Origin of the sequence: Halorubellus amylolyticus (assembly GCF_034808145.1) — an archaeon.
GTDB lineage: Archaea > Halobacteriota > Halobacteria > Halobacteriales > Natrialbaceae > Halorubellus.
Window position 1 is genome coordinate 118,632 of sequence record NZ_JAXHGM010000004.1, and the last position, 20,702, is coordinate 139,333.

General features: G+C 70.6%; 17 protein-coding genes. 10 read left to right on the forward strand and 7 right to left on the reverse strand.

Going from position 1 to position 20,702, the window contains the following annotated elements; genetic code table 11:
- The first annotated feature begins 100 nt into the window (after nucleotides 1-100).
- The 3 genes from SM754_RS11770 to SM754_RS11780 all read left to right on the forward strand — a co-directional run bounded on the left by SM754_RS11770 (nucleotide 101) and on the right by SM754_RS11780 (nucleotide 3,370).
- Nucleotides 101-592 (forward strand): pyridoxamine 5'-phosphate oxidase family protein, encoded by a 492-nt coding sequence (locus SM754_RS11770; protein ID WP_323676430.1) that lies wholly within the window; start codon nucleotides 101-103, stop codon nucleotides 590-592.
- A 90-nt stretch (nucleotides 593-682) separates the two neighbouring features.
- On the forward strand, nucleotides 683-2,095 hold the full coding sequence (locus SM754_RS11775; protein ID WP_323676431.1) for a class II fumarate hydratase: 1,413 nt from the start codon (nucleotides 683-685) through the stop codon (nucleotides 2,093-2,095).
- A 99-nt stretch (nucleotides 2,096-2,194) separates the two neighbouring features.
- Nucleotides 2,195-3,370, forward strand: coding sequence for an outer membrane protein assembly factor BamB family protein (locus SM754_RS11780; RefSeq protein ID WP_323676432.1), 1,176 nt, complete (start codon nucleotides 2,195-2,197; stop codon nucleotides 3,368-3,370).
- Nucleotides 3,371-3,398: 28 nt separating this feature from the next.
- On the opposite strand, the gene SM754_RS11785 is transcribed toward SM754_RS11780, so the two are convergent.
- Nucleotides 3,399-4,616, reverse strand: coding sequence for an outer membrane protein assembly factor BamB family protein (locus tag SM754_RS11785; protein WP_323676433.1), 1,218 nt, complete (start codon nucleotides 4,614-4,616; stop codon nucleotides 3,399-3,401).
- 253 nt (nucleotides 4,617-4,869) lie between these two features.
- On the opposite strand from SM754_RS11785, the gene SM754_RS11790 reads away from it, so the two are divergent.
- Complete coding sequence (locus SM754_RS11790; RefSeq protein WP_323676434.1) at nucleotides 4,870-5,103, forward strand: transcriptional regulator; 234 nt, start codon at nucleotides 4,870-4,872, stop codon at nucleotides 5,101-5,103.
- A gap of 246 nt (nucleotides 5,104-5,349) precedes the next feature.
- Complete coding sequence (gatE, locus tag SM754_RS11795) at nucleotides 5,350-7,221, forward strand: Glu-tRNA(Gln) amidotransferase subunit GatE (protein ID WP_323676435.1); 1,872 nt, start codon at nucleotides 5,350-5,352, stop codon at nucleotides 7,219-7,221.
- Between the two features lie 56 nt (nucleotides 7,222-7,277).
- Here the strand turns inward: gatE and SM754_RS11800 are convergent, their stop codons facing one another.
- From SM754_RS11800 to SM754_RS11810, 3 genes are all read right to left on the reverse strand, one after another.
- The gene (locus SM754_RS11800; RefSeq protein ID WP_323676436.1) at nucleotides 7,278-9,026 is read right to left on the reverse strand and encodes a PAS domain-containing protein; all 1,749 of its coding nucleotides are present in this window, start codon (nucleotides 9,024-9,026) and stop codon (nucleotides 7,278-7,280) included.
- 61 nt (nucleotides 9,027-9,087) lie between these two features.
- Complete coding sequence (locus tag SM754_RS11805) at nucleotides 9,088-9,894, reverse strand: RNA methyltransferase (protein WP_323676437.1); 807 nt, start codon at nucleotides 9,892-9,894, stop codon at nucleotides 9,088-9,090.
- A 1-nt stretch (nucleotide 9,895) separates the two neighbouring features.
- Complete coding sequence (locus SM754_RS11810) at nucleotides 9,896-10,507, reverse strand: DUF8114 family protein (RefSeq protein ID WP_323676438.1); 612 nt, start codon at nucleotides 10,505-10,507, stop codon at nucleotides 9,896-9,898.
- Nucleotides 10,508-10,622: 115 nt separating this feature from the next.
- On the opposite strand from SM754_RS11810, the gene folP reads away from it, so the two are divergent.
- The 3 genes from folP (at nucleotide 10,623) to SM754_RS11825 (ending at nucleotide 14,293) form a co-directional block, all read left to right on the forward strand.
- Complete coding sequence (gene folP / locus SM754_RS11815) at nucleotides 10,623-11,825, forward strand: dihydropteroate synthase (protein WP_323676439.1); 1,203 nt, start codon at nucleotides 10,623-10,625, stop codon at nucleotides 11,823-11,825.
- A 132-nt stretch (nucleotides 11,826-11,957) separates the two neighbouring features.
- Entirely contained in the window at nucleotides 11,958-12,707 is a 750-nt protein-coding gene (locus SM754_RS11820) for a 6-hydroxymethylpterin diphosphokinase MptE-like protein (protein WP_323676440.1), read from the forward strand.
- A gap of 200 nt (nucleotides 12,708-12,907) precedes the next feature.
- Nucleotides 12,908-14,293: an FAD-binding oxidoreductase gene (locus tag SM754_RS11825; RefSeq protein WP_323676441.1), complete on the forward strand. Its 1,386-nt coding sequence runs from the start codon at nucleotides 12,908-12,910 to the stop codon at nucleotides 14,291-14,293.
- Between the two features lie 36 nt (nucleotides 14,294-14,329).
- Here the strand turns inward: SM754_RS11825 and SM754_RS11830 are convergent, their stop codons facing one another.
- On the reverse strand, nucleotides 14,330-14,836 hold the full coding sequence (locus SM754_RS11830; protein ID WP_323676442.1) for an SHOCT domain-containing protein: 507 nt from the start codon (nucleotides 14,834-14,836) through the stop codon (nucleotides 14,330-14,332).
- 384 nt (nucleotides 14,837-15,220) lie between these two features.
- On the opposite strand from SM754_RS11830, the gene SM754_RS11835 reads away from it, so the two are divergent.
- A complete protein-coding gene (locus SM754_RS11835) occupies nucleotides 15,221-16,393 on the forward strand; it encodes a tubulin/FtsZ family protein (protein WP_323676443.1) in 1,173 nt (390 codons plus the stop codon).
- 333 nt (nucleotides 16,394-16,726) lie between these two features.
- Here the strand turns inward: SM754_RS11835 and SM754_RS11840 are convergent, their stop codons facing one another.
- Nucleotides 16,727-18,427: a thiamine pyrophosphate-binding protein gene (locus SM754_RS11840; protein WP_323676444.1), complete on the reverse strand. Its 1,701-nt coding sequence runs from the start codon at nucleotides 18,425-18,427 to the stop codon at nucleotides 16,727-16,729.
- 32 nt (nucleotides 18,428-18,459) lie between these two features.
- Between SM754_RS11840 and SM754_RS11845 the strand changes: the two genes are divergently transcribed.
- Nucleotides 18,460-18,636 (forward strand): hypothetical protein, encoded by a 177-nt coding sequence (locus tag SM754_RS11845; RefSeq protein ID WP_323676445.1) that lies wholly within the window; start codon nucleotides 18,460-18,462, stop codon nucleotides 18,634-18,636.
- 11 nt (nucleotides 18,637-18,647) lie between these two features.
- On the opposite strand, the gene SM754_RS11850 is transcribed toward SM754_RS11845, so the two are convergent.
- Complete coding sequence (locus tag SM754_RS11850) at nucleotides 18,648-20,432, reverse strand: sensor histidine kinase (RefSeq protein WP_323676446.1); 1,785 nt, start codon at nucleotides 20,430-20,432, stop codon at nucleotides 18,648-18,650.
- Nucleotides 20,433-20,702 lie beyond the last annotated feature (270 nt).

The following is a 20,702-nucleotide window of genomic DNA, read 5'->3' on the forward strand; positions in this document are numbered from 1 at the left end:
AGTCGGACCGGTTGCCGGCGCGTGCGCGAGCCGGTGAGTGAGTCCCAGGAGTCGGGAACGACGAGGCACGGTTATTGTGTCGCGGTACCAAGTAGCATGCATGTCCGGGAAGCAAGCCACCAGCATGGACGCGCTCGACATCGCATCGTTCCTCGAGGACCACGGCACGGGCGTCCTCGCGCTCGCCAGCGACGGCGACGCGTACGCGATCCCCGTGTCGTACACGTTCGACGAGGACGAGGAAGCGATCTACTTCCGGATGGGGTTCGCGCCCGGGAGCCAGAAGCGGCGGTACCTCGAGGACACCGACCACCTGTCGTTCGTCGTGTACGCCGACACCGACGACGGCTGGAAGAGCGTCGTCGTCGAGGGAAGTGCCGAGACCCTCGGCTCCGACTCGCTGGACGCGGCCATGGTCGAGGCGATGGAAGGACTGGACATCCCGTACTATCAGGTGCACGAGCGGCCGGCGACGGACGTCGAGTTCCGCATCGTTCGCGTCGAGCCGACGCGGATGAGCGGAATCGTCGAAGGGGCGTCCGACCGTAACGCCCAGACCGCCGGCGGTGCCGTCGACGAGGGCAGTCGCTAATCGCGGACGGTAGCGCAGCGATTGTCGACGCGGGCGTCCCGGCTGCCGCGGACCGATGGCTTTTACGCCGGGCGAGTCGACGCTTCGCGTATGGCAGACGACGAGGACTACCGTACGGAACGGGACAGTCTCGGTGAGATGCAGGTACCGGCGGACGCGTACTGGGGCGCGCAGACCCAGCGCGCGGTCGAGAACTTCCCCATCTCCGGCATCTCGTTCGGCCGACGGTTCGTGCGCGCACTCGGCGTCGTGAAGAAGGCGTCCGCGCAGGCGAACCGCGACCTCGGCCTCCTCGACGAGGAGACCGCCGACGTCATCGTCGAGGCGGCGGACGAGGTCATCGCGGGCGAGCACGACGACCAGTTCCCCGTGGACGTCTTCCAGACGGGGTCGGGGACGTCCTCGAACATGAACGCGAACGAGGTCATCGCGAACCGCGCCGCGGAACTGAAGGGCGCGGAGGTCGGCGACCGCGTCGTCCACCCGAACGACCACGTGAACTACGGCCAGTCCAGTAACGACGTCATCCCGACGGCGATGCACGTCGCGAGCCTCGAAGCCGTCGAGAAGGACGTCATCCCGGCGCTCGACACGCTCCGCGACGTGCTCGACGAGAAGGCCGAGGAGTTCGACGACGTCGTGAAGACCGGACGGACGCACCTCCAGGACGCGACGCCGATCCGGCTCGGGCAGGAGTTCGATGGCTACCGGACGCAGGTCGAGAAGGGCCTGGTGCGCGTCGACAACGTCCGCGAACACCTCGCCGAACTCGCGCTCGGCGGGACGGCGGTCGGCACCGGGCTGAACACGCACCCGGACTTCCCCGGACTCGCGGCGGAGTACATCACGAAGGAGACGGGCGTCCAGTTCCGCGAGGCCGACTCGCACTTCGAGGCGCAGGCCGCGCACGACGCGATGAGCGAAGCACACGGCGCGCTGCGGACCGTCGCGGGGTCGCTGAACAAAATCGCGAACGACCTCCGCCTGCTCGCGTCGGGGCCGCGTAACGGGCTCGGCGAGCTCGAGCAGCCCGAGAACCAGCCCGGGTCCTCTATCATGCCCGGGAAGATCAACCCGGTCGTCGCCGAGGCCGTGAACCAGGTGCACAAGCAGGTCGTCGGGAACGACGCCGCCGTCTCGGCGGGTGCCGCGGAGGGCCAGATCGACCTGAACCTCTACAAGCCGGTGCTCGCGCACAACTTCCTCGAGTCCGCGGAGATGCTGTCGAACGCGAGCGAGACGTTCGCGCGCCGGTTCGTCGCGAAGCTGGAGGCGAACGAGGCCCATTGCGAGGAGCAGGTCGAGCAGTCGATGGCGCTCGCGACCGCGCTCAACCCCGCTATCGGGTACGACAAGGCGAGCGAGGTCGCGAAGACCGCGCTCAAGGAGGGCAAGACCGTGAAGGAGGTCGTTCTCGAGAAGGGCTATCTCGACGAGGACGAGGTCGAGGAGGTCCTGGACCCGGTCGCGATGACCGAGCGCGTCATCCTCGGCGACGACTGAGCGCTCCCGACTGTCGGCGCGGCGTCGAGACGGTCGCGCCGGTCGCGTCAGTTGACGGATAGCCAACCTTTTAGCGGTGCCGTGGCGAGGCATCGGACGATGAGACGGCGTCGTTTCCTGGCACTGGTTGGTATCGGTGGGACGGCAGGCTGCCTGCGGCTCGCGGGCGAGGACACGGCCACACGGCGAACGGCGACACGGACGACCGGGGCGTCGACGACGGCGCCCGCAGCGACCACCACGGCCGCCGAGGAGACGACGACGGCGCCGAACGCGCCGCTGCTCGCTGACGCGGACGCGCTCGACCGTCGCTGGAAGGGGCCGGAGTACGCGAGCGGCATGGCGGTCCACGACGACGACGTCTTCGTGGCAAAAGAGGGAGTGATAGCACTCGACCGCGCCCGAGGGTTCGAGCGGTGGCAGCCGCACCCCGACGACCACGTCCGTCACTTCGCGGTCGAGGGCGACGCCCTCTTCGTCGGCACCGAAGACGGCCAGGTGGTCGCCATCGACCTGGCGACCCGGAGCGAGCGCTGGCGGTACGCGGGCACGGACCTCGATTCGGGGGTTCGAACGGGGTCGTCGTCGGTCGTCTTCGGCGAGGAGCGCGGGGACGGCGGCGCGGTCGTGTGCCTAGACGCGGCAGACGGCACGGAGCGCTGGCGGGTCGAGACCGAGAACGCGGTCAGCGAGCTCTCCCCGCCCGGAGACGACGTCGTCGTCTTCGGGACGACCGGCGGGCCGACCGTCCAGTGCCAGGACCTCCAGACGGGGACGCGACGGTGGCTGTCCGAAGAGAGCCACCCGGCGATGACGCCGCTCGTTCGGAACGGGACGGCGTACGTTCCCGTCTACAACCGCGTCCTCGCGTTCGACGTGGACACCGGCACCGTCGAGTGGGAGTCTCGGCCACCCGACGGCGCCGACCGGTTCCAAGGTCGCTCTCCCGGTGACCGGTTGGTGCTGCGGGACGACGTCCTCTACGTTCCGACGTCGATGGGCGGCCTCGTCGCCGTCCGCGCGCAGACCGGCGACATCGCGTGGGTCTACGACGTTCCGGAGAGCGCGAACGGACTCGTCGCCGTCGACGACGACGCGGTCTGGTTCGGGACCGAGACCGCGGTGCATCGCGTCGACGCGACGACGGGCGACGGCGAGATGATCGGTCGGTTCTCCGCGGAGACGAACGATCTGTTCGGGTTCGAGGTGGCCGGCGGGACGCTGTTCGTCGCGCCGTCGCCGACGGCGGTTCGCGCGTTCGACGCCGTCGCGTGACGCCGCGCCCGCGGTCGTGTACCGCGTCTCAGTTCGGGAGGTCGTAGGCTGCGAGCCGGTTGCCGTCGGCGGTCGTCTCGAGGAGGTACGCGCGGTCGTCCGCGATGGCCGGTCGAAGCCCCCAGGCGTCGGCGTACGCTGCGTGCACTCGCCCGGTGATGCGTCCGGTCTCGGGGTTCAGGGCGTACAGAACGACGCCGTCGTGGCCTCCGGAACCGACGTAGACCGTGCCGTCGGCCGGGGTGACGATACCGTGGACGTCCTCGTTGAACCACTTCGTGAACCCGTTGGTGGGGTCGACGGCGTGCAGTCCAGTGTGGCTGACGTACAGCGTGTCGTCGTGCGCGACGAGATACGGGGAACTCTCGAGGGTCTCGCCGTCCTCGTGCTGGGACCACTGCAGCGAGCCGTCGGCGGGGTCGAGCGCGACGAGCGGGCCGGCGCCGCCGCTCGTGCTGTTACTGTACGTGGCGAAGACGCGGGTGCCGTCGGTCGCGAGGTCGATGGGTTCGGTGCCGTCCTTCGGGTTCGGGAACGACCATAGCTGGTCGCCGTTCGCGGCGTCGAACCCGTACACGGCGTCCTTGTAGTGGGTGTCGACGACGACGCCGTCGACGAACACCGTCGACCGTGCGCCGCCGAGGCCCGACTCGGGTTCGCGCGACCACTGGACGCTCCCGGTGTCGACGTCGACCGCGGCGAGTTCCTGGCTGTACTCGAAGCCGTACGCGTACAGCGTGCGTCCGTCGACCGCGGGCCGGGACGAGATGTTGGCGTCGGCGCGCCAGCGCTCCCGGCCGTCGCCGGCGGCCACCGCGGTCATCCCTCGGACGTTCGAGAAGACGACGGTGTCGTCGACGACGACCGGACGCCGGCGCCCGGCGACGTCCGCGTCGGTGGTCCACCGCTCGCTCCCGTTCTCGGCATCGAGCGCGTACGCTGGCTCGCGTTCGGCGGCGGTGACGACGGCGTCGTCGACGACGACCGGTGGACGGACGAGTTCGCCCTCGGGAGCGAACGTCCACGCCGGTTCGGTGTACTCGCGTGGCTCCTCGGTCGTGGTCTCTTCGTCGGTCGGTTCCTCGGCGTTCGTCGCCTCGCCGGTCCCGTCTCCGGCGGCGGGTCGCGTGGTGGCGCGGGTGCGCGCCGTCGTCCGACGCGCGGCGGTCGACTCCGCCGATTCGAGTTCGAGACAGCCGGCGGTGCCGGCGGCGACCAGCGAGGCGAGGAGACGTCGACGTCGCATCGACAGGAACGGAGAGCGCGCCGCTCCTAACAGTTGGGGTTTCTACGTGTTGTCGACGTCGCGACGTCCCTGGTCCGGTGCGAGCGGACGCCGATGCAACCAGTCGCGACGGAGAAAGCTTTATGAGTGACGGATTGTCGCACCCGACGGGTTCGAAACGACCGACGGCGTCGACTTACGAATCGTAACCGAACGCCGCCGTGGACCCGAACAATCCACGGGTGTTATTACCTGCGAGTGAGATACTTCAGCCATGCACACCTGCCGTGACTGCAACGAGAGCTTCGCCACAGAACTCGCGCTCGAACTTCACCGAGACACCTGCGAGCAGGCCGACCTCTTCTGTGAGGTATGCGGGAAGCGATTCCGCGAGTCCGCGGCGACGCGAGACGGCTGGCACTATACCTGCCCGACCGAGGACTGCGAGGGACAGGGAATCGGCGACCACATCAAGCGCATCGAGGACATCCGCGCCGCGACGCAGTGACCGGCGGACGCGACCGACGTCGACGAGCCCGCGCCCGGGCCGACCACACGACCGACCGCGCACGACCCGGACGGCGATAGCACGTCGACAGCGAGTGCTGGCACGCGCCGACGCGGGGACGACCACGGCCGACGCAACGAGCGCGGCCGTCGTCGCAGTCACCGAGCAGGGGGTCGCCGCTGTGGCGAAGGCGACCCCGGCCGGAACTGGACGGTTTTTTACCGTTCGACCGCGGACCTTCTCGTAATGACCGAGTACGATTACGACGAGCTCGGACTCGTCGCCGGCCTGGAGATACACCAGCAGTTGGACACGGCGACGAAGCTGTTCTGTTCGTGTCCGACGGAGCTTCGCGAGCCCGAGGAATCGGTTCGTTCGTTCGAGCGCTACCTGCATCCGACGAAGAGCGAGCTCGGCGAGATAGACGAGGCGGCCTTGGAGGAGAGCCAGGTCGAACGCGTGTTCGAGTACCTCGCGTACGACACGACGTGTCTCGTCGAGGAGGACGACGAACCGCCGGCCCGCGTCGACTCGGAGGCGCTGTCGGTCGTCCTGGAGATCGCGCAGCTCATGGACATGACGCCGGTTGACGTCGCGCACGTGATGCGGAAGCTGGTCGTGGACGGGTCGAACACGAGCGGGTTCCAGCGGTCGATGCAGGTGGCGACCGACGGCGAGATCGAGACGAGCGAGGGCGCGGTGCGCGTCGCGGACCTGATGCTCGAGGAGGAGAGCGCGCAGCGCGTCGAGGAGCGCGAGGACGGCGTGACGTACTCGCTCGACAGGTTGGGTATCCCGCTCGTGGAGATCGGGACGAAGCCGGACATCTCCTCGCCCGAGCAGGCGCGGGAGGCCGCGGAGCGCATCGGGATGCTGCTGCGGTCGACGGGGCACGTCAAGCGCGGGCTGGGGACGATCCGGCAGGACGTGAACATCTCGGTCGCGGACGGGGCGCGCGTCGAGGTGAAGGGCGTGCAGAGCCTGGACGACATCGACGACATCGTGCGGAACGAGGTCGGCCGGCAGGTGGCGTTGCTCGACCAGCGCGACCGGCTCCGGGAGCGCGACGCCAGCGTCGGCGACGCCGTCGAGGTGACGGAGACGTTCGCGGACACGGACAGCGGCGTCGTTCGCGGCGCGCTCGATTCCGGCGGCGAGGTGTGGGCGGTGCGTCTCGAGGGCTTCGACGGTATCGTCGGCGAGGAGATCCAGCCGGACCGGCGGCTCGGGACGGAGCTGTCGGACCACGCGAAGCGCCACGGTGCGGGCGGTATCTTCCACACGGACGAGCTGCCGGCGTACGGCGTCACCGACGAGGAGGTCGACGCGCTCCGGGACGCCGTGGACGCCGGGGGCGAGGACGCGGTGGCGATGGTCGCCGCCGGCGCCGAGGTGGCGAGGGACGCGGTCGAGGCGGCGGCGGACCGCGCACGCACCGCACTGGAGGGCGTCCCCGAGGAGACCCGGGGCGCGAACGACGACGGGACGACGCGGTACCTGCGGCCGCTCCCCGGCGCGGCCCGGATGTACCCGGAGACGGACGTGCCGCCGGTGCACCTCGACCCGAGCGACGTCGACGAACCGGAGCTGCTCACGGAGAAGGTCGACCGCTATCAGGACGAGTACGGGCTGGACGCGGGCGTCGCCGAGCAGGTCGCGTACGGCGAGTACATGCCGTTGTTCGAGTCCCTCGTCGACGACGACGGCGTCGACCCGACGCTCGCGGCGACGACGCTCGAGTCGACGCTCACCGCGCTCCGTCGCGACGACGTGCCGACGGGCGCGCTCACCGACTCGCACCTCCGGGACGCCGTCGCGCTCGTGGACGCGGGCGACGTCCCGAACGAGGGCCTGGAGGACCTGCTGTCGGCGCTCGCGCGCAATCCGGCGTGGTCGGCAGAGGAGGCGGTCGAGGCGGAGGACCTCGGTGGCGTCGCCGAGGACGAGGTCCGCGAGGCGGTCGTCGAGGTCGTCGAACGGAACGCCGGCCAGGTCGACGAGCAGGGGATGGGTGCGTTCTCGGCGCTCATGGGCGAGTGCATGGGCGCACTCCGCGGGAAGGCCGACGGCGACCTCGTCAGCGAGGTGCTGCGCGAGGAGATCCAGGCTCGCGCGTGACCGCCGAGTGAATCGGGTGGTCTCGGCGAGCAGCCCGGCCGGTCTCGATGACCGGGTCAGGGTGTCTCGAGAGGCGCGTCCTCGGTCCACCGTGGGAGTTTGACGACGAACACGGCGCCGCGCGGGTCGTTGTCCTCGACGCGCACGCTCCCATCGAACTCGTCGACGAGTCGGTCGACGAGGTAGAGGCCGACGCCGGTCCCGGAGGACTCCAGGCCCTTCTCGTCCCGACCGAACACGTCGCTCTTTCGGTCGTCGGGGATACCGGGGCCGTCGTCGGCGACCCTGATCGTCACGACGTCGTCGGTCGCGGTCGCGGACACGACGACCTCCGGGAGGTCCCGGTCGTTGTGCTGGACGGCGTTCTTCAGGAGGTTCCGGAACACCGAGTGCAGCATCTCGTTCGCGCGCACCGCGACGTCGGGGAGGTCGCCGTCGATGCGCGTGATGGCGCGCGGGAACGCGGCGTCGACGTCCGCGAGCTCGTCCTCGACGACGGACGCGACCGAGACGGGCTGGAGGTGGTTGGCTTCGTCGAGCACGACCGTCATGAGGTCCTGGAGGGTCGCGGTGAGGTCGACGACGTGCTGGGCGCGCTCGCCGACCTCCGCGACGAGGTCCGCGCCCTCGTCGTCGGTGACGTGTTCGGCGAGCAGGTCGAGGACGGCGAGGACGACGGTCATGTCGTTGCGGATGTCGTGTCTAAGGATGCGGTTCAGGAGTTCGAGCTTCTCCGAGCGCGCTTCGAGCCGCCCCTCGTACGCGACCTGTTCGGTGACGTCCCGACAGATACCGATGGTGCCCGCGAGCGCGTCGTCCTCGTAGAACGGGATGCGCGTCGTCTCGAACACGACGTCGCCGTCGTCCATCGGGATGCGTTCCTCGTACGTGACGCGTCGTTCCTCGTCGAGTGCGGGGCGTTCGCGTTCCCGGATGCGGCCGCCGACGTCCGGGCCGAACAGTTCCACGTCGGTCCGCCCGACGATAGCTGCGGCCTCACGGCCCGTGTACTCCGCGACGGTGTCGTTCGCGAGCCGGTACCGGCCCTCGCGGTCCTTCATCATCACGGCGTCGTTCGCGTTCTCGACGATGGTCTCGTAGCGTTCGAGCTCGCGCTCGCGTTCGACCTCGTCGGTGACGTCCTTCGAGAACACGCTCATCCCGTGGTCGTCCGGGTAGACGCGCGCCTCCACCCAGTAGTCGAAGGGGTCGGGGAGGTGCGTCCGGAACGTCGTCGGCTCGCCCGACGCCATCGCCGCCTCGTAGCGCGCCTGCAGTTCGCTACCGTCGAGGCCGGGGAAGACGTCCCACGCGACCTCGCCGATTATCTCCTCGGGTGGCACGCCGGTGCGTTCGGCCATCTTGTCGTTCCAGTACGTGATGCGCCACTCGTCGTCGACCGCGTAGAACGACTCCGAGATACGGCCGAGGATGGTGCCGACGCGAGGCGTGCTCTCCAGTCGGTCCGTGACGTTGCACGCTTCGAGGACCGCCGCGGCGTCCGCGTCGTCGACCGCAGTGACGTTGAAGTGGTACACGCGTGGGACGTCGGCCGTCACCGTCAGTTCCGCCTCGGCCTCGTCGACGCCGTCGCCGACGACCGCCGTAATCGCGTCGCGGACGCGGTCCACGCCCGCGGCCTGCTCGGTCGCGTCGGCGAGCATGGTACCGACGTCCGCGCCGACCGTCGCCGGGAACGCCGCCTCGAACGCGGGATTGGCGTACGCGATACGGCCGTCCGCGTCGAGGACGGCCGCCGCCAGGCCGACGTGTTCGGCGAGCGTGCGCACCGCTGTCTCGCTCATACACTCACAGGTCCGCGCCCGAGGACCGTAAAGCGACGGGCCGCTCGGACCGGTCTCGCGGTCAGTCGTCGTCGCGCTCGGGGCGTTCGCTCGCGCGCCGGAAGATACCGGTGAGCGTCGACACCTCGCGCTCGGTCGGGTGGGTGCGCGAGAGCAGGCGGCGTATCATCCGCGTCGTCTTCCGGCGCTTCGCTTCCGGATGGTTGATGGCGTCGAGGACGCCCTCGAACTCCGTGTAGAGCCGTTCGATCTCCTGCTCGCTGGCGCGTTCGCGCTCCCGGTCGGGGTGCTGGGTCTCGCGGACCGTCCCCTCCCGCATCTCGTAGAGCGTGACGGTCGCGGCCTGCCCGAGGTTCAGGACGGGATAGTCGGCGCTCGCGGGGATCGAGGAGACGGCGTCGAGGCGTTCGAGTTCGGCGTTGTCGAGCCCGCGGTCCTCGCGGCCGAACACGAGGCAGACGTCCGCGTCGACGCCGGCGAGGTGCTCGGGGAGTTCCGCGGGCGTGAAGAACGGATAGCGGACGTGACTCCGGCAGTCCTCGTTCGTCGTCGCCGTGCAGCCGACGGTGTAGTAGTTCTCGACCAGGTGGTCGAGGTCCACGTCCCGGGCGTCCGGCATGACGTCCTCGCGGGCGTGCCCGGCGTACCCGTACGCGACGCCGTCGGGGTCCCAGACGTCCTCGGGCGGGTCGACGAGGAGGAGGTCGCGCATGCCGAAGTTCTTCATCGCTCGCGCGATGGTGCCGACGTTCCCCGGGGTCTGTGCGCCGACGACCGCGACCGCGGGCGCGTCCTCGCCGGCGAGCGCGGGCCCGCCGTCGGCCTCGGCGTCGGTGGCTGCGTTGGCCTCGGTGTCGTCGTCCGTCATGTCAGGAGGGGTAGTCCGCGTCGAGGTCGAGGTCCGCGTCGTCGAGGTCCAGATCCTCGTCCTCGTCGTCGTCGCCGCGGTCGGGTCGCGGGTCGGGGGCGTCCTCTACCTCGCCGGTCCGGAGGTCGATGCGCTGCTCGATGACCTCGCGCGTCCCGATGTCCTCGTGTTCGTCCGGGTCCGGCATCTCGGTCTCGGGGAGTTCGCGCGGGTCGGTCTCGACGTGCTCGACGCCACCGTACCCCTCGGGGGCGCGTTCGCCGGCGACGAACCACTCGTGGAACGCGTCCTCGAACCGCTCGGTCTCCGCGTGCTCGATACCGCCGGCCTCCCGGAACCAGTACAGGAAGTCCGGTTCGTGCTCGTCGCAGACCGCGATCTCCGAGAGCGGTTCGCCGTACACGACGGCCGCCTCGTTGCATTCCTGGAGGTCGTCGTCGCCGTGGATCAGCCAGCAGGCGTCGCACGGCGACCCGTAGAGGACGCCGACCCTGACGAGCCGCCGCCGGGTGTCCTCGCTCATCTCGTCGAACGGGCGGACGTCGCCGTCCGCGGTGAACACCTCGTCCTCGTCGAAGCGCCACCCTCGCAGCCCGATGCTCACCTTGCTCATGGCCGGTCGTAGCGCGCGAACGGGCAAAAGGGCCGCGTCTCGGGTCGGTCGTGCCGGTGGCGCGCTGGCTTCTCCGAACGGTCCGCTTTTGGTCCGTCCACACTCGCCTAGGGGTATGGAGAACGTCGACGCCGCGGGCCTCGGTATCGGGGACGACCATCCGCCGCGCGTGATGGGCGTCCTGAACGTGAGCAAGGAGTCGCCGTACGACCCGAGCGTGTTCGACGACCCCGGCGAGGCGGCGACGTACGTCGACGACGAGCTCATCGGCGAGGGGGCGGACATCGTCGACGTCGGTCTGGAGTCCGCGAACAAGAAGTTCGACGTCCTGAGCGCAGAGCAGGAGCTCGACCGCCTCGACACGGCGGTGGCGACGCTCGAGTCGACCGCCGGGGACGCGGTGTGGTCGATCGAGACGCGGTACGCCGAGGTCGCGGAGGCGGCACTCGATGCGGGGTTCGACATGGTGAACGACATCGCGGGGTTCGCGGACCCGGACCTCCCGACGGTGTGCGAGGAGCGGGACGTGGCGGTGGCGAAGATGGCGAGCCCGCCGGACCTGACGCGACCGGGTGCGGTCGAGGAGACGCCGTGGGCGGAACGCAAGGGCGCGGCGTGGGCGGAGCGGGCGGACTACGTCGACCAGGTGTACGAGGCGCTCAAACAGAACGGGTTGACCGAGAAGACCATTGTCGACCCGGCGTTCGGCGGGTGGTCGGAGGCGCAGACGATCGAGCAGGACCGCGAGGCGTTCCGGCGGCTTCGCGAGTTCCGCGGGCTCGGGCGACCGATGCTCGTCTCGATCAACCGGAAGAACTTCCTCCGGTCGCTGACCGGGCGGTCGACCGAGGACGCGCTGGCGTCGTCGCTCGCGGCGACGTCGATGGCGGTCGAACGCGGCGCGCACGTCGTCCGAACGCACGACGTCCGGGAGACGGTGGACGCGGTCGCGGTCGGCCGCGAGTTCGCACGGGAGCGCGTTCGCGAGGGCGACGCCGCGGCCGCGGACCCGCGGGTCGAGGAGTTGGACGTGACGACGACCGCGGAGGGTCGCCGGCACGCGGAGCGACTGGACGTGGACGCGGGCATCGCCGCGGAGGGCGTGGCGCGCGTGTTCGAGGTCGGGCCGGTGGACGACGCGACCGCCTCGCGACTGGCTGCCGGGGCGGAGGACGCCGGGGTGGCGTACGCGCCGACCGCCGACGGCTGCGTGCTCGCCGGCCCCGTCGCCGCGTTCGACCGCCTCTGCGCCGATTCCGAGGGCGCTGAAGGGCCGTACGCCGCCGTTCTGGACCGCCTACAACAATCCGGCTACTAAGAGAAAACTTATGCCGGAGGGCTTGAAATGGATGAGTGGAAGCCGGTAGGGCCTCACGGGTAGGGGTACACGTGGAGGCTCGGCCGGCCCACACCAACGGATTATCTTGGCACCGACTCGTTAGCGCTAGCTATGGACTTCGAGACGTTCGAGCCGGCGTACGAGGCGGTGCTCGCTGACTTCGGGTTCGACCGGGCGAGCGACGAGCGCGCGCGGGACGTCCTCGCGGGCCTGGACCCGGGCGGGTCGCTCGCGGCGTTCGAGGCGGCGCTGGGCGGCCGCGACGTGGCGGTGGTGGCGCCGGGGCCGTCGCTCGTCGACGACCTGGACGCGGTCGCCGCCGTCGCGGACGCGCCGGACGGGGCGGTGCTCGCTGTGTCCTCGGCCGCGCCCGTCCTCCGCGAGCACGGCGTCGCCGTGGACGCGTACGTGACCGACCTCGACGCGACGCCGGAGCTCGCGCCGACGCTCACCGACGCGGGCGTCCCGTCGGCGGTGCACGCGCACGGCGACAACGTCCCGGCGGTCCGCGAGGTCGTCCCCGAGTGCGACCGCGAGCACGTGCTGGGCACCACGCAGGCCGCGCCCCGGCCGGCCGCGGGCGTCGTCAACGTCGGCGGGTTCACCGACGGCGACCGCGCCGCCTTCCTCGCGGACCACGTCGGCGCGCGCTCGCTCGCCTTCCCCGGCTGGGACCTCGACGACCCCGACGTCGACCCGATGAAGGCGAGGAAGCTCGCGTGGGCGCGCCGGCTCCTCGCCCTCCTCGAACGCGACCGCTTCGACCGACAGGACCGCCTCGACGACGCACGGTACGAGGCGCGGTTCGACGTCCTCGACGGCCACCGCGACGACGTCGACCACTCGTTCGCGACCGCGTAGCGTCGAACACTCGGTCGCGACACCGGAGCCACGACCCGCGGGTTTACGCCTCGTGTAAACTCGGTGCTAGCTGGACGGCCCACTGCGCGGGAGCGCTATATTACGCCGGAGCGCTGTATTGCGGGGGGAACGCCGTGTTTCGGGGGAGCGCTACGGCGTGAGGGCAAACGATACGGCGTCGGCGTGCGTGGGTCGTGCGCATGAGTCACGACGTGTCGTTCCTCGACGCCCTCGGCCTCGACGGCGAGGTGTCGACGTCGCCGGGGACGCTCGAATCGCACGCGGGAGACTGGGGGACGCCCGACGGAGAGGGCGTCGCTCCGGACGCGGTCGTCTATCCGGCGAGCACGGACGACGTCTCGGCGGCCCTCGCGGCGGCGAGCGACCGGGGCGTGCCAGTGACGCCGTACGCCGCCGGGACCGGGCTCGAGGGGAACGCCGTGCCCGTCGAGGCGGGCGTCAGCCTGGACCTCTCGCGGCTGGACGCCGTCCTCGACGTCCGCCCGGGCGACTTTCAGATGGACGTCCAACCGGGCGTGATGGGGTCGACGGTCGACGAGCGCGCCGGCGAGGACGGGCTCTGGTTCCCGCCGCTGCCGTCCTCGGGCGACATCTCCACCATCGGCGGGATGATTGCGACCGACGCGGGCGGGATGGGGACGGTGAAGTACGGCGAGGTGGCCGACTGGCTCGTCGGGCTGGAGGTCGTGCTCGCGGACGGGACGGTCGTGGAGACGGGGACGCGCGCGGTCAAGTCGAGCGCGGGCTACAACCTCACCGAACTCGTCGTCGGGAGCGAGGGGACGCTCGGCGTCGTCACGGAGGCGACGCTCGAACTCGACGGTCGTCCCCGTCAGGTTCGCGGCGGCCGCGCGGTCTTCGAGACGCTCGACGACGCGGCGGCGGCGGTGACCGACGCCGTGCAGTCCGGCGTCGACGTCGCGAAGCTGGAGCTCGTCGACGAGACGAGCGCGCGGATGGCGAACGCGTACACGGGCACCGACCTCCCGGACGCCCCGATGGTGTTCGTGGAGTTCCACGCCGACCACGGCATCGAGGCGGAGGTCCGGTACTGCCGGGAGGTGTTCGACGCGCACGACCCGCTCCGGTTCGAGCTGGCGGCGGACGGCGAGGGCATGGCGGACCTCTGGCAGGCGCGGCGCGACCTCGCGTTCGCCATCCGGAGCTACGACCCCGACCTGACGCCGCTCCATCCGGGCGACGTCACCGTCCCCATCAGCGAGTACGGCACCGTCGTTCGGTACGCGAAGGCCCTCGCGGCCGAGCACGACGTCGTCGTCCCGTGTTTCGGGCACGCGGGCGACGGGAACGTCCACTACTCGGTGCTGGTCGACGACGCTGACCCGGAGGCGGTCGAGACGGGCGAGATGGTGTACCGGCAGATCGTCGAGAAGGCCATCGCGCTCGGCGGCACGTCGACGGGCGAACACGGTATCGGTCGCGGGAAGCGCGACTACCTCGAACGCGAGCGCGGCCCCGGCGCCGTCGACGCGATGCGGCGCGTCAAGCGCGCGCTCGACCCCGACGGCGTCCTGAACCCCGGGAAGATACTGCCCGACGACTGAGCGCCGTGAGTCGACCGACGGCGCGGCGTCGCGCCGTCAGGTCTCGTAGTCGCGTTCGCGGCGTCGGTCGCGGTCCGCGCGCTCGCGGCCCGCACGGTCGGTGTCGCGCTCGCTCCGCTCGGACGCCCGAGCTGGTTCGTTGTCGACGCGGTCCCGGACGTCGTCGATGGACTCGTTCTCCAAGAGTAAGGCGGTGCGTCGCTCGAACTCGACCTCGTCGATTTCGCCGCGCGCGTACCGCGCCTTCAGTTCCTCCAGCGCCGCCTCGTCGTCGTCGACGGACGCATCCTGGTTCTCGGGCAAGTCGCCGAAGAGCCTCCTGACGATGCGCGTGTCGGAGAGCACCGCGACGAGCGGCGTCAGGAGGAACCAGCCGACGGCGAAGATCGGGGCCGTCAGGTCTCCGTAGCCGAACACCGCGCTCGAGACGCCGAGCCCGAACGTCAGGATGGGGATGATGGCGACGATGACCTCCCGCAGGCTCTCGCCCTCGTGCTCGCCGCCTCCGCCGACGCCGGGGTCATCCGGGCCGTACTCGCTCATGCGCCAGAATTGTCCCGCCCGCGCCAAATGCGTATCCCTCCATTGAGCCGTCGGTGAGCCGTGTCCGGGTCTCGTCGCGCTGCCTGCGGTAACAGGTCGGCCCCCGACTGCGTCGGGTAACACGTCGGATCGTCGTCGGCGGGAGACGGGACCCGTCAGTCCGAAGACGGAACTCGTCAGTCCGTCAGTCGGGAGACGGGACCCGTCGGTCGGAATACGTAAGCCCTCGTTATCCTCGGGCGGCGCCGGGATGCATCCGTGCGGAGTGTGACGTCGACCCACCCCGTCCACCTCGGGATTTACGTGTGGCTGGCGGGTGCCGGCCGTCGCCTGGCGCCAATAACACGCTCGTAACAAAGCGACGCGTGTTCGTGCGTTTCTCGCATGAAACTCGCACTCTTCGGGTTCGGGAACGCCGGCGGGAAGATCGTCGACGAGCTCCTGTACCACCAGGCGGAGCGCGACGGCGACTTCGTTCGGTCGGCGCTCGCGATCAACTCCGCGCGAACCGACCTCGCGAAGCTCGACTACGTGCCGCCCGAACAGCAGTTGCTCCTCGGGCAGACCCACGAGCGAGTGAAGGGTCAAGGGGTCGGTGCGGACCCGAAACTCGGTGCGGAGGTCACGCGGCAGGACCTCCACGAGGTCGAGCGCGCGCTCGACGAGGTCCCGCTGTACGACGTCGACGCGTTCCTCGTCCTCGCCGGCCTCGGTGGCGGGACCGGGAGCGGTGGCGCGCCGGTCCTCTCGGAGGCGCTCTCGGAGAAGTTCGACGAGCCCGTGTACGGCCTCGGCGTACTACCGAGCGAGGAGGAAGGCGGTCGGGCGGCGTTCAACGCGGCGCGGTCGTTCCAGTCGTTCGTCGAGGCGACGGACAACGTCCTCCTGTTCGACAACGACGCGTGGCGCGGGAGCGAGGACACCGTGGGCGGTGGCTACGAGCGCACGAACCGCGAGCTCGCGACGCGCCTCGGGTCGCTGTTCGCCGCGGGGAACGTCGGTGACGTCGTCGCGGAGAACGCGATGGACGCGAGCGACGTCCGACGGACGCTCGCGACCGGTGGCGTGTCGACGATCGCGTACGCGGAGACCGACCTGTCGCCGTCGACGGTCCGCTCGAAGGGCCTGCTGTCTCGATTCCGGAAGAACGGCACGGGCGAGGACGTCGACCCCGCCCAGAAGGTGAGCGGGCTCGTCCGGCAGGCGATCCAGTCGCGGTTGACGTGCCCGGCGGACGTCTCGTCTGTGGAGCGGTCGTTGATCGTGATCTCGGGGCCGCCCGAGGAGTTCTCGCGGAAGGGCCTGGAGCGCTCGCGGCACTGGGTGGAGGAGCAGACCGATAGCATGGACGTGCTCGCTGGCGACAACCCGCAGCCTGACGCGGACGCGCTCTCGGCGGTCGTGGTGCTCTCGAACCCGACGACGGTCAGGCGCGTGGACGAGATGCAGGGTCGGGCGGTCGAGGCGAAGGACGACATGGCCCAGCAGCGCGCGGACCGCGAGGACGCGATCTCGGACCTCATCACGGACGACGCCGGAGAGCTCGACCCGATCTGAGTTCCGGTTTCGCTGGTCTCCAGCGACGGAATCCGTCGTTATCCGGTCACGGGCGCGTCGAACGGGTGGTCGATGCGCCCAATGTGGGGTCGGTAGGTTGGTCGAGAGAGATGCGGGGTTTGTCGAACCCTCCGAGACTATGGTGAACTGTAACGACGGGTGGGCGTTCGCGAATCCGGGTGTCCGCTCCGCACTGGCGCCGTCCCTTCCGACGACCCTCCCGACCCAGCACCATCGTCGACGACCACGACCTGACTGCAGCACCACTCCAACCACGCTCCCGCTCCAACCACGCCGTCGCCCGCTCGAGCACGGGGCGAACCCGGCGGTCGACTAATCGTGGACGGGGACGTCGACGACGACCGGGCCGCCGGTGTCGACGGCGTCCGCGAGCGCGCGTTCGAGGTCGTCGTCGGGGTCGACGCGGCGGCCGTCGACGCCGTTCGCGCTCGCGCTCGCCGCGACGTCGACTGGCGGGTCGAAGTCCATGCCGACGAAGTCCTCGTCGGTCTCGTCGCCGCCGAACATCGCGCGCTGGTTGTCCTTCAGGATGCGGTAGTTCCGGTTGTCGACGACGACGACCGTGAGGTCGACGCCGAGGCCGGCGGCGAGCTGGACGCTCTGGGGGTAGTAGCAGTAGGAGCCGTCGCCGACGAACCCGACGACGTCGCGACGTTCGCCCTCGGGGCGCATCGACTCCGCGAGCGCCGCGCCGACGCTCGCCGGGAGCCCGTAGCCGAGGCCGCCGCCCTTGTTCGACGCGAGGTCGCCCGGTTCGAAGTCCCAGCGCGACAGGAGCGCGTACTTCGCGGTGACGCCCTCGTCGACGACGTACGCGTCGGGGACGACCGCGTGCAGGGCGTCGACGAGGGCGGCCTTCGACGGGCGGGGGTCGTCGACGTCGCTCTCCGCGAGGTCCGCGACCTTCCGCTCGGCGAACGTCTTCATCGCGGCGACGCCTTCGAGGCGCTTCTCGCGTTCGGCATCGTCGAGGCGCTCGCGAACGCGCTCGGCAAGGTCCGTCATGAGGAGGCCGAGGTCGCCCGTGACGCCCGTCCCCGGATGGTTCTTCCCGGCCTCCCAGGGGTCGGTCGCGAGATGGACGCACGTCGGGTCGCCAGGCACCAGGGGGTCGTCGTGGTCCCAGAGCGTCGTGTTCGTCGACACGCCCGCGAACACGAGCGTGTCCGTGTTCAGGAGCGCCTGCGCGAACTCCTCGCTCGGCGGGATGTGACTCACCCACTGGTCGTGGTCGGTCGGGAACGACGCCTCGCTCGACAGTATCTCGCCGTGGACGCGCATCCCCGCGCCCTCCGCGAGGTCGACCGCGGCCGCGACTGGGTCGACGGGCGACGATGCTCCGTGGCGCGGGACGTGGTCGCCGACGACGAGCACCGGGTCGTTCGCGGCCACGAGCCGGTCCGCGGCCTCCGCGAGCGCCGCCGGGTCGCCACCGCCGGCGTTCTGGATGCGACCCCCGATGGGCTCCGGTTCGGCGTCGGTCGCCGCCCGCATCACGTCGAGCGGGAGCGCGAGGAAGACGGGACCGGTCGGGGGCGTGCACGCGACGCGGAACGCGCGCCGGAGCATCGTCGGGAGCGCGTCGACGTCTAGGACCTCCGCGCTCCACTTCGTGAACTGCTCGGTCATCGCGACCATGTCGCCGTCGAGGATCGGTTCCTCGTGCCGGAACCCGCGCCCGTGCGCCCCGGCCGTCACCACGAGCGGCGCGCCGGTCACGCTCGCGTCGTAGAGGTTCCCGAGCCCGTGCGCGGTCCCCGGCGCGACGTGGAGGTTCACCACGCCCGCCGGGAGTCCGTCGAGGTCGTCCGCGTCCGCGAGGCGCGTCGACGCGTACCCCGCCGCCGCACCGACCGCGACGTCCTCGTGGAGGCCAAGCGCGTACGCGACGTCGCTGTCCGCGAGCGCTCGCGTCACCGGCAGTTCGGTCGTCCCGGGGTTCCCGAAGACGTGCTCGATACCGTACGTCTCGAGCGCGTCGACGAACAGGTCCGCTCCCGTGTAGTCGGTCATGCCCGCGACCACGCACCCCTCCCCCTAAGCGGTTGTCCCGCCGGTGGCCCGACGTCGGCGCCATCGCCGCCTGGAGCGTCGACCTCGACTCCCTCGGTGGCGCCGTCGCCGGCGCGATCGTCGGGTTCTCCCTCGGCTCGATGCTCGCACTCACCGCACCGCGGGAGGGCGGCGCGATACTCGGTCTGACCACCGGACACGGACGATAAGGACCGCCCGCTCACGTCTCGCGGTCGTCGCCGTCGATAGCGGAGTCCTCCTGGTCGCCGCCGTCCGCGGCCGCGACGCTCCCCTGCGCTCCGGTCGATGTGGCGCTCGGACCGGCGCCGGCGACGCACCCGGCGATGTCGAGAACGGCGTCGCCGTCGTCGTCGAACTCGACCTCGCCGTCGAGCGACCGGACGCCCCACTTCACGAGCCAGAGCGACAGCCCGCTCGCGTGCTCGAGGGGCGTCTCCTCGCCGCGCCGAACCACCTCGTACTCCGACGCCGGAATCCCCGAACCGTCGTCGCTCACGCGGACCGTCAGGTCGTCGCCGAGCGTGAGCGCGCGCACGGAGACGACGTCGTTCCCGTAGTGCGCGAGCGCGTCCACGAGGTCCGCGACCACCGCCTCGAACACGACCGCGTCCACGTCCAACTGGACCGACCGCGAGGGCGCGTAGACGTCGACGACCACGTCCGGATGGTCGTCGGTGACGCGACCGACGGCGGCCTCGAGGAGGTCGGCGAGCGCGTACGTGGCCGCGTCGCCGTCCCGGGACATGATGCGCTCGACCTCCCGCGCCTTCTGTCCGAGCTCGTCGAGCGTCCCCGCCGCGGTCGATATCTCGGCCGCCATCGACGCGTCGTCGCCGTCGAGCTGGCGTTCGACCATCCTCGCGTACCCCGAGATGACGTTCACCTCCGTCCGGAGGTTGTGTCGGAGGACGCGATTCAGGACCTCCAGGCGCTGCTGGGCGTCCCGATGCGCGGTGATGTCTCGGAACACGAGCGTCCGCCCGATGACCGAACCGTACCGGTCGTGGACGGGCGACACCGTCACCTCGTAGACGTTCCCGTCGTTCACGACCTCGAACAGGTCCTCGTCCGGGGCGAGCGTGACGTCCGCGACCGAGGACAGGGACGCGCCGAGCGCGCGCTCGCGGTCGAGGTCGAAGCGCGCCGACGCCGCCGGGTTCACGTCCACGACGCGGTCGGCGTCGTCGACGACGACGACGGCGTCCCGCATCTCCGAGACGAGCGCGCTCGCGCCGCGACGGCGCGTCGCCGGGACGAAGTCCAGGAGGTCGTACCGGAAGATGGCGTTCGCGAACAGCGCGGCCGTGACCGGGAGCGTGAACGGGAGGACGTCGAGGCCGGGGATGGGTGCGGCGCCGAGGACCGCGACGACGTTCCCGACCCACGGGACGAGCGCGCCGACGACGAGGGTCGCGGCCTGATGCTTGTAGAGCCGGTCGAATCGGACGACGAACTCGACGAGGATGGCGGCGCCCGTGACGAAGTACACGTACGCGAACCCGAGGTAGAGCAGGTAGAGCGGGCCTCGCCCGTGCGAGATGAACGTGTGCCCCATCCACTCGGACGCGCTCGTCGTCGGGTAGAAGAGGTCGCCCAGGCGCGCGACGAGGAGCGTGTCCGAGACCGGCATCGCGTGCGCGACGGCGGCGGCGACGGCTATCGCTGGAACGACGCTGAGCGCGACGGTGACGCGTCGCGTCAGGTACTCGGGGCGACCCGAGTACTCGAGCGCGAACAGCAGCCACGCGACGGGAAGTGGCGCGATACCGAACCACTGGAGCGCGCCGAGGCCGTTCCGGAGCAGCCCGGGTTCGACGGGGAGACTGACCGCGTAGACGGCCGAGTAGAACGCCATCGTCGACGCGAGGATCGCGAACGTGCGCGCGCCGGGACTGTCGCGGCGGACGTAGCCGAGGTACGCGAGGAACCCAGTTGCGACTGCGGCGACGGCGAGCACGACGCTGAGGAACGGAACGCCACCCACGATACCAGCCTGTGTGGTACGACGTGTCGCACGGAGCGGGGGTTAGCTTCCGGCCATCTCTACCGAAAACGGTGTCATCGGGGCGTAGTGGGCTCGAACGGCCGCTTCTGCGGGAACACTACTTCGACCAATCCACCACGACCGCAGCCGCCGTCAGCCGACCACGACCGCAGCCGCCGTCAGCCGACCGCGACCGCAGCCGCCGTCAACCGACCGCGACCGCAGCCGCTGTCAACCGACCGCGACCGCAGCCGCTGTCAACCGACCGCG

Coding starts and splice junctions, on each gene's coding strand:
- SM754_RS11775 (WP_323676431.1), top strand. CDS start 683: ATGGCAGACGACGAGGACTACCGTACGGAACGGGACAGTCTCGGTGAG.
- SM754_RS11790 (WP_323676434.1), top strand. CDS start 4,870: ATGCACACCTGCCGTGACTGCAACGAGAGCTTCGCCACAGAACTCGCG.
- SM754_RS11825 (WP_323676441.1), top strand. CDS start 12,908: ATGAGTCACGACGTGTCGTTCCTCGACGCCCTCGGCCTCGACGGCGAG.
- SM754_RS11810 (WP_323676438.1), bottom strand. CDS start 10,507: ATGAGCAAGGTGAGCATCGGGCTGCGAGGGTGGCGCTTCGACGAGGAC.
- folP (WP_323676439.1), top strand. CDS start 10,623: ATGGAGAACGTCGACGCCGCGGGCCTCGGTATCGGGGACGACCATCCG.
- SM754_RS11805 (WP_323676437.1), bottom strand. CDS start 9,894: ATGACGGACGACGACACCGAGGCCAACGCAGCCACCGACGCCGAGGCC.
- SM754_RS11840 (WP_323676444.1), bottom strand. CDS start 18,427: ATGACCGACTACACGGGAGCGGACCTGTTCGTCGACGCGCTCGAGACG.
- gatE (WP_323676435.1), top strand. CDS start 5,350: ATGACCGAGTACGATTACGACGAGCTCGGACTCGTCGCCGGCCTGGAG.
- SM754_RS11785 (WP_323676433.1), bottom strand. CDS start 4,616: ATGCGACGTCGACGTCTCCTCGCCTCGCTGGTCGCCGCCGGCACCGCC.
- SM754_RS11835 (WP_323676443.1), top strand. CDS start 15,221: ATGAAACTCGCACTCTTCGGGTTCGGGAACGCCGGCGGGAAGATCGTC.
- SM754_RS11820 (WP_323676440.1), top strand. CDS start 11,958: ATGGACTTCGAGACGTTCGAGCCGGCGTACGAGGCGGTGCTCGCTGAC.
- SM754_RS11780 (WP_323676432.1), top strand. CDS start 2,195: ATGAGACGGCGTCGTTTCCTGGCACTGGTTGGTATCGGTGGGACGGCA.
- SM754_RS11800 (WP_323676436.1), bottom strand. CDS start 9,026: ATGAGCGAGACAGCGGTGCGCACGCTCGCCGAACACGTCGGCCTGGCG.
- SM754_RS11770 (WP_323676430.1), top strand. CDS start 101: ATGTCCGGGAAGCAAGCCACCAGCATGGACGCGCTCGACATCGCATCG.
- SM754_RS11830 (WP_323676442.1), bottom strand. CDS start 14,836: ATGAGCGAGTACGGCCCGGATGACCCCGGCGTCGGCGGAGGCGGCGAG.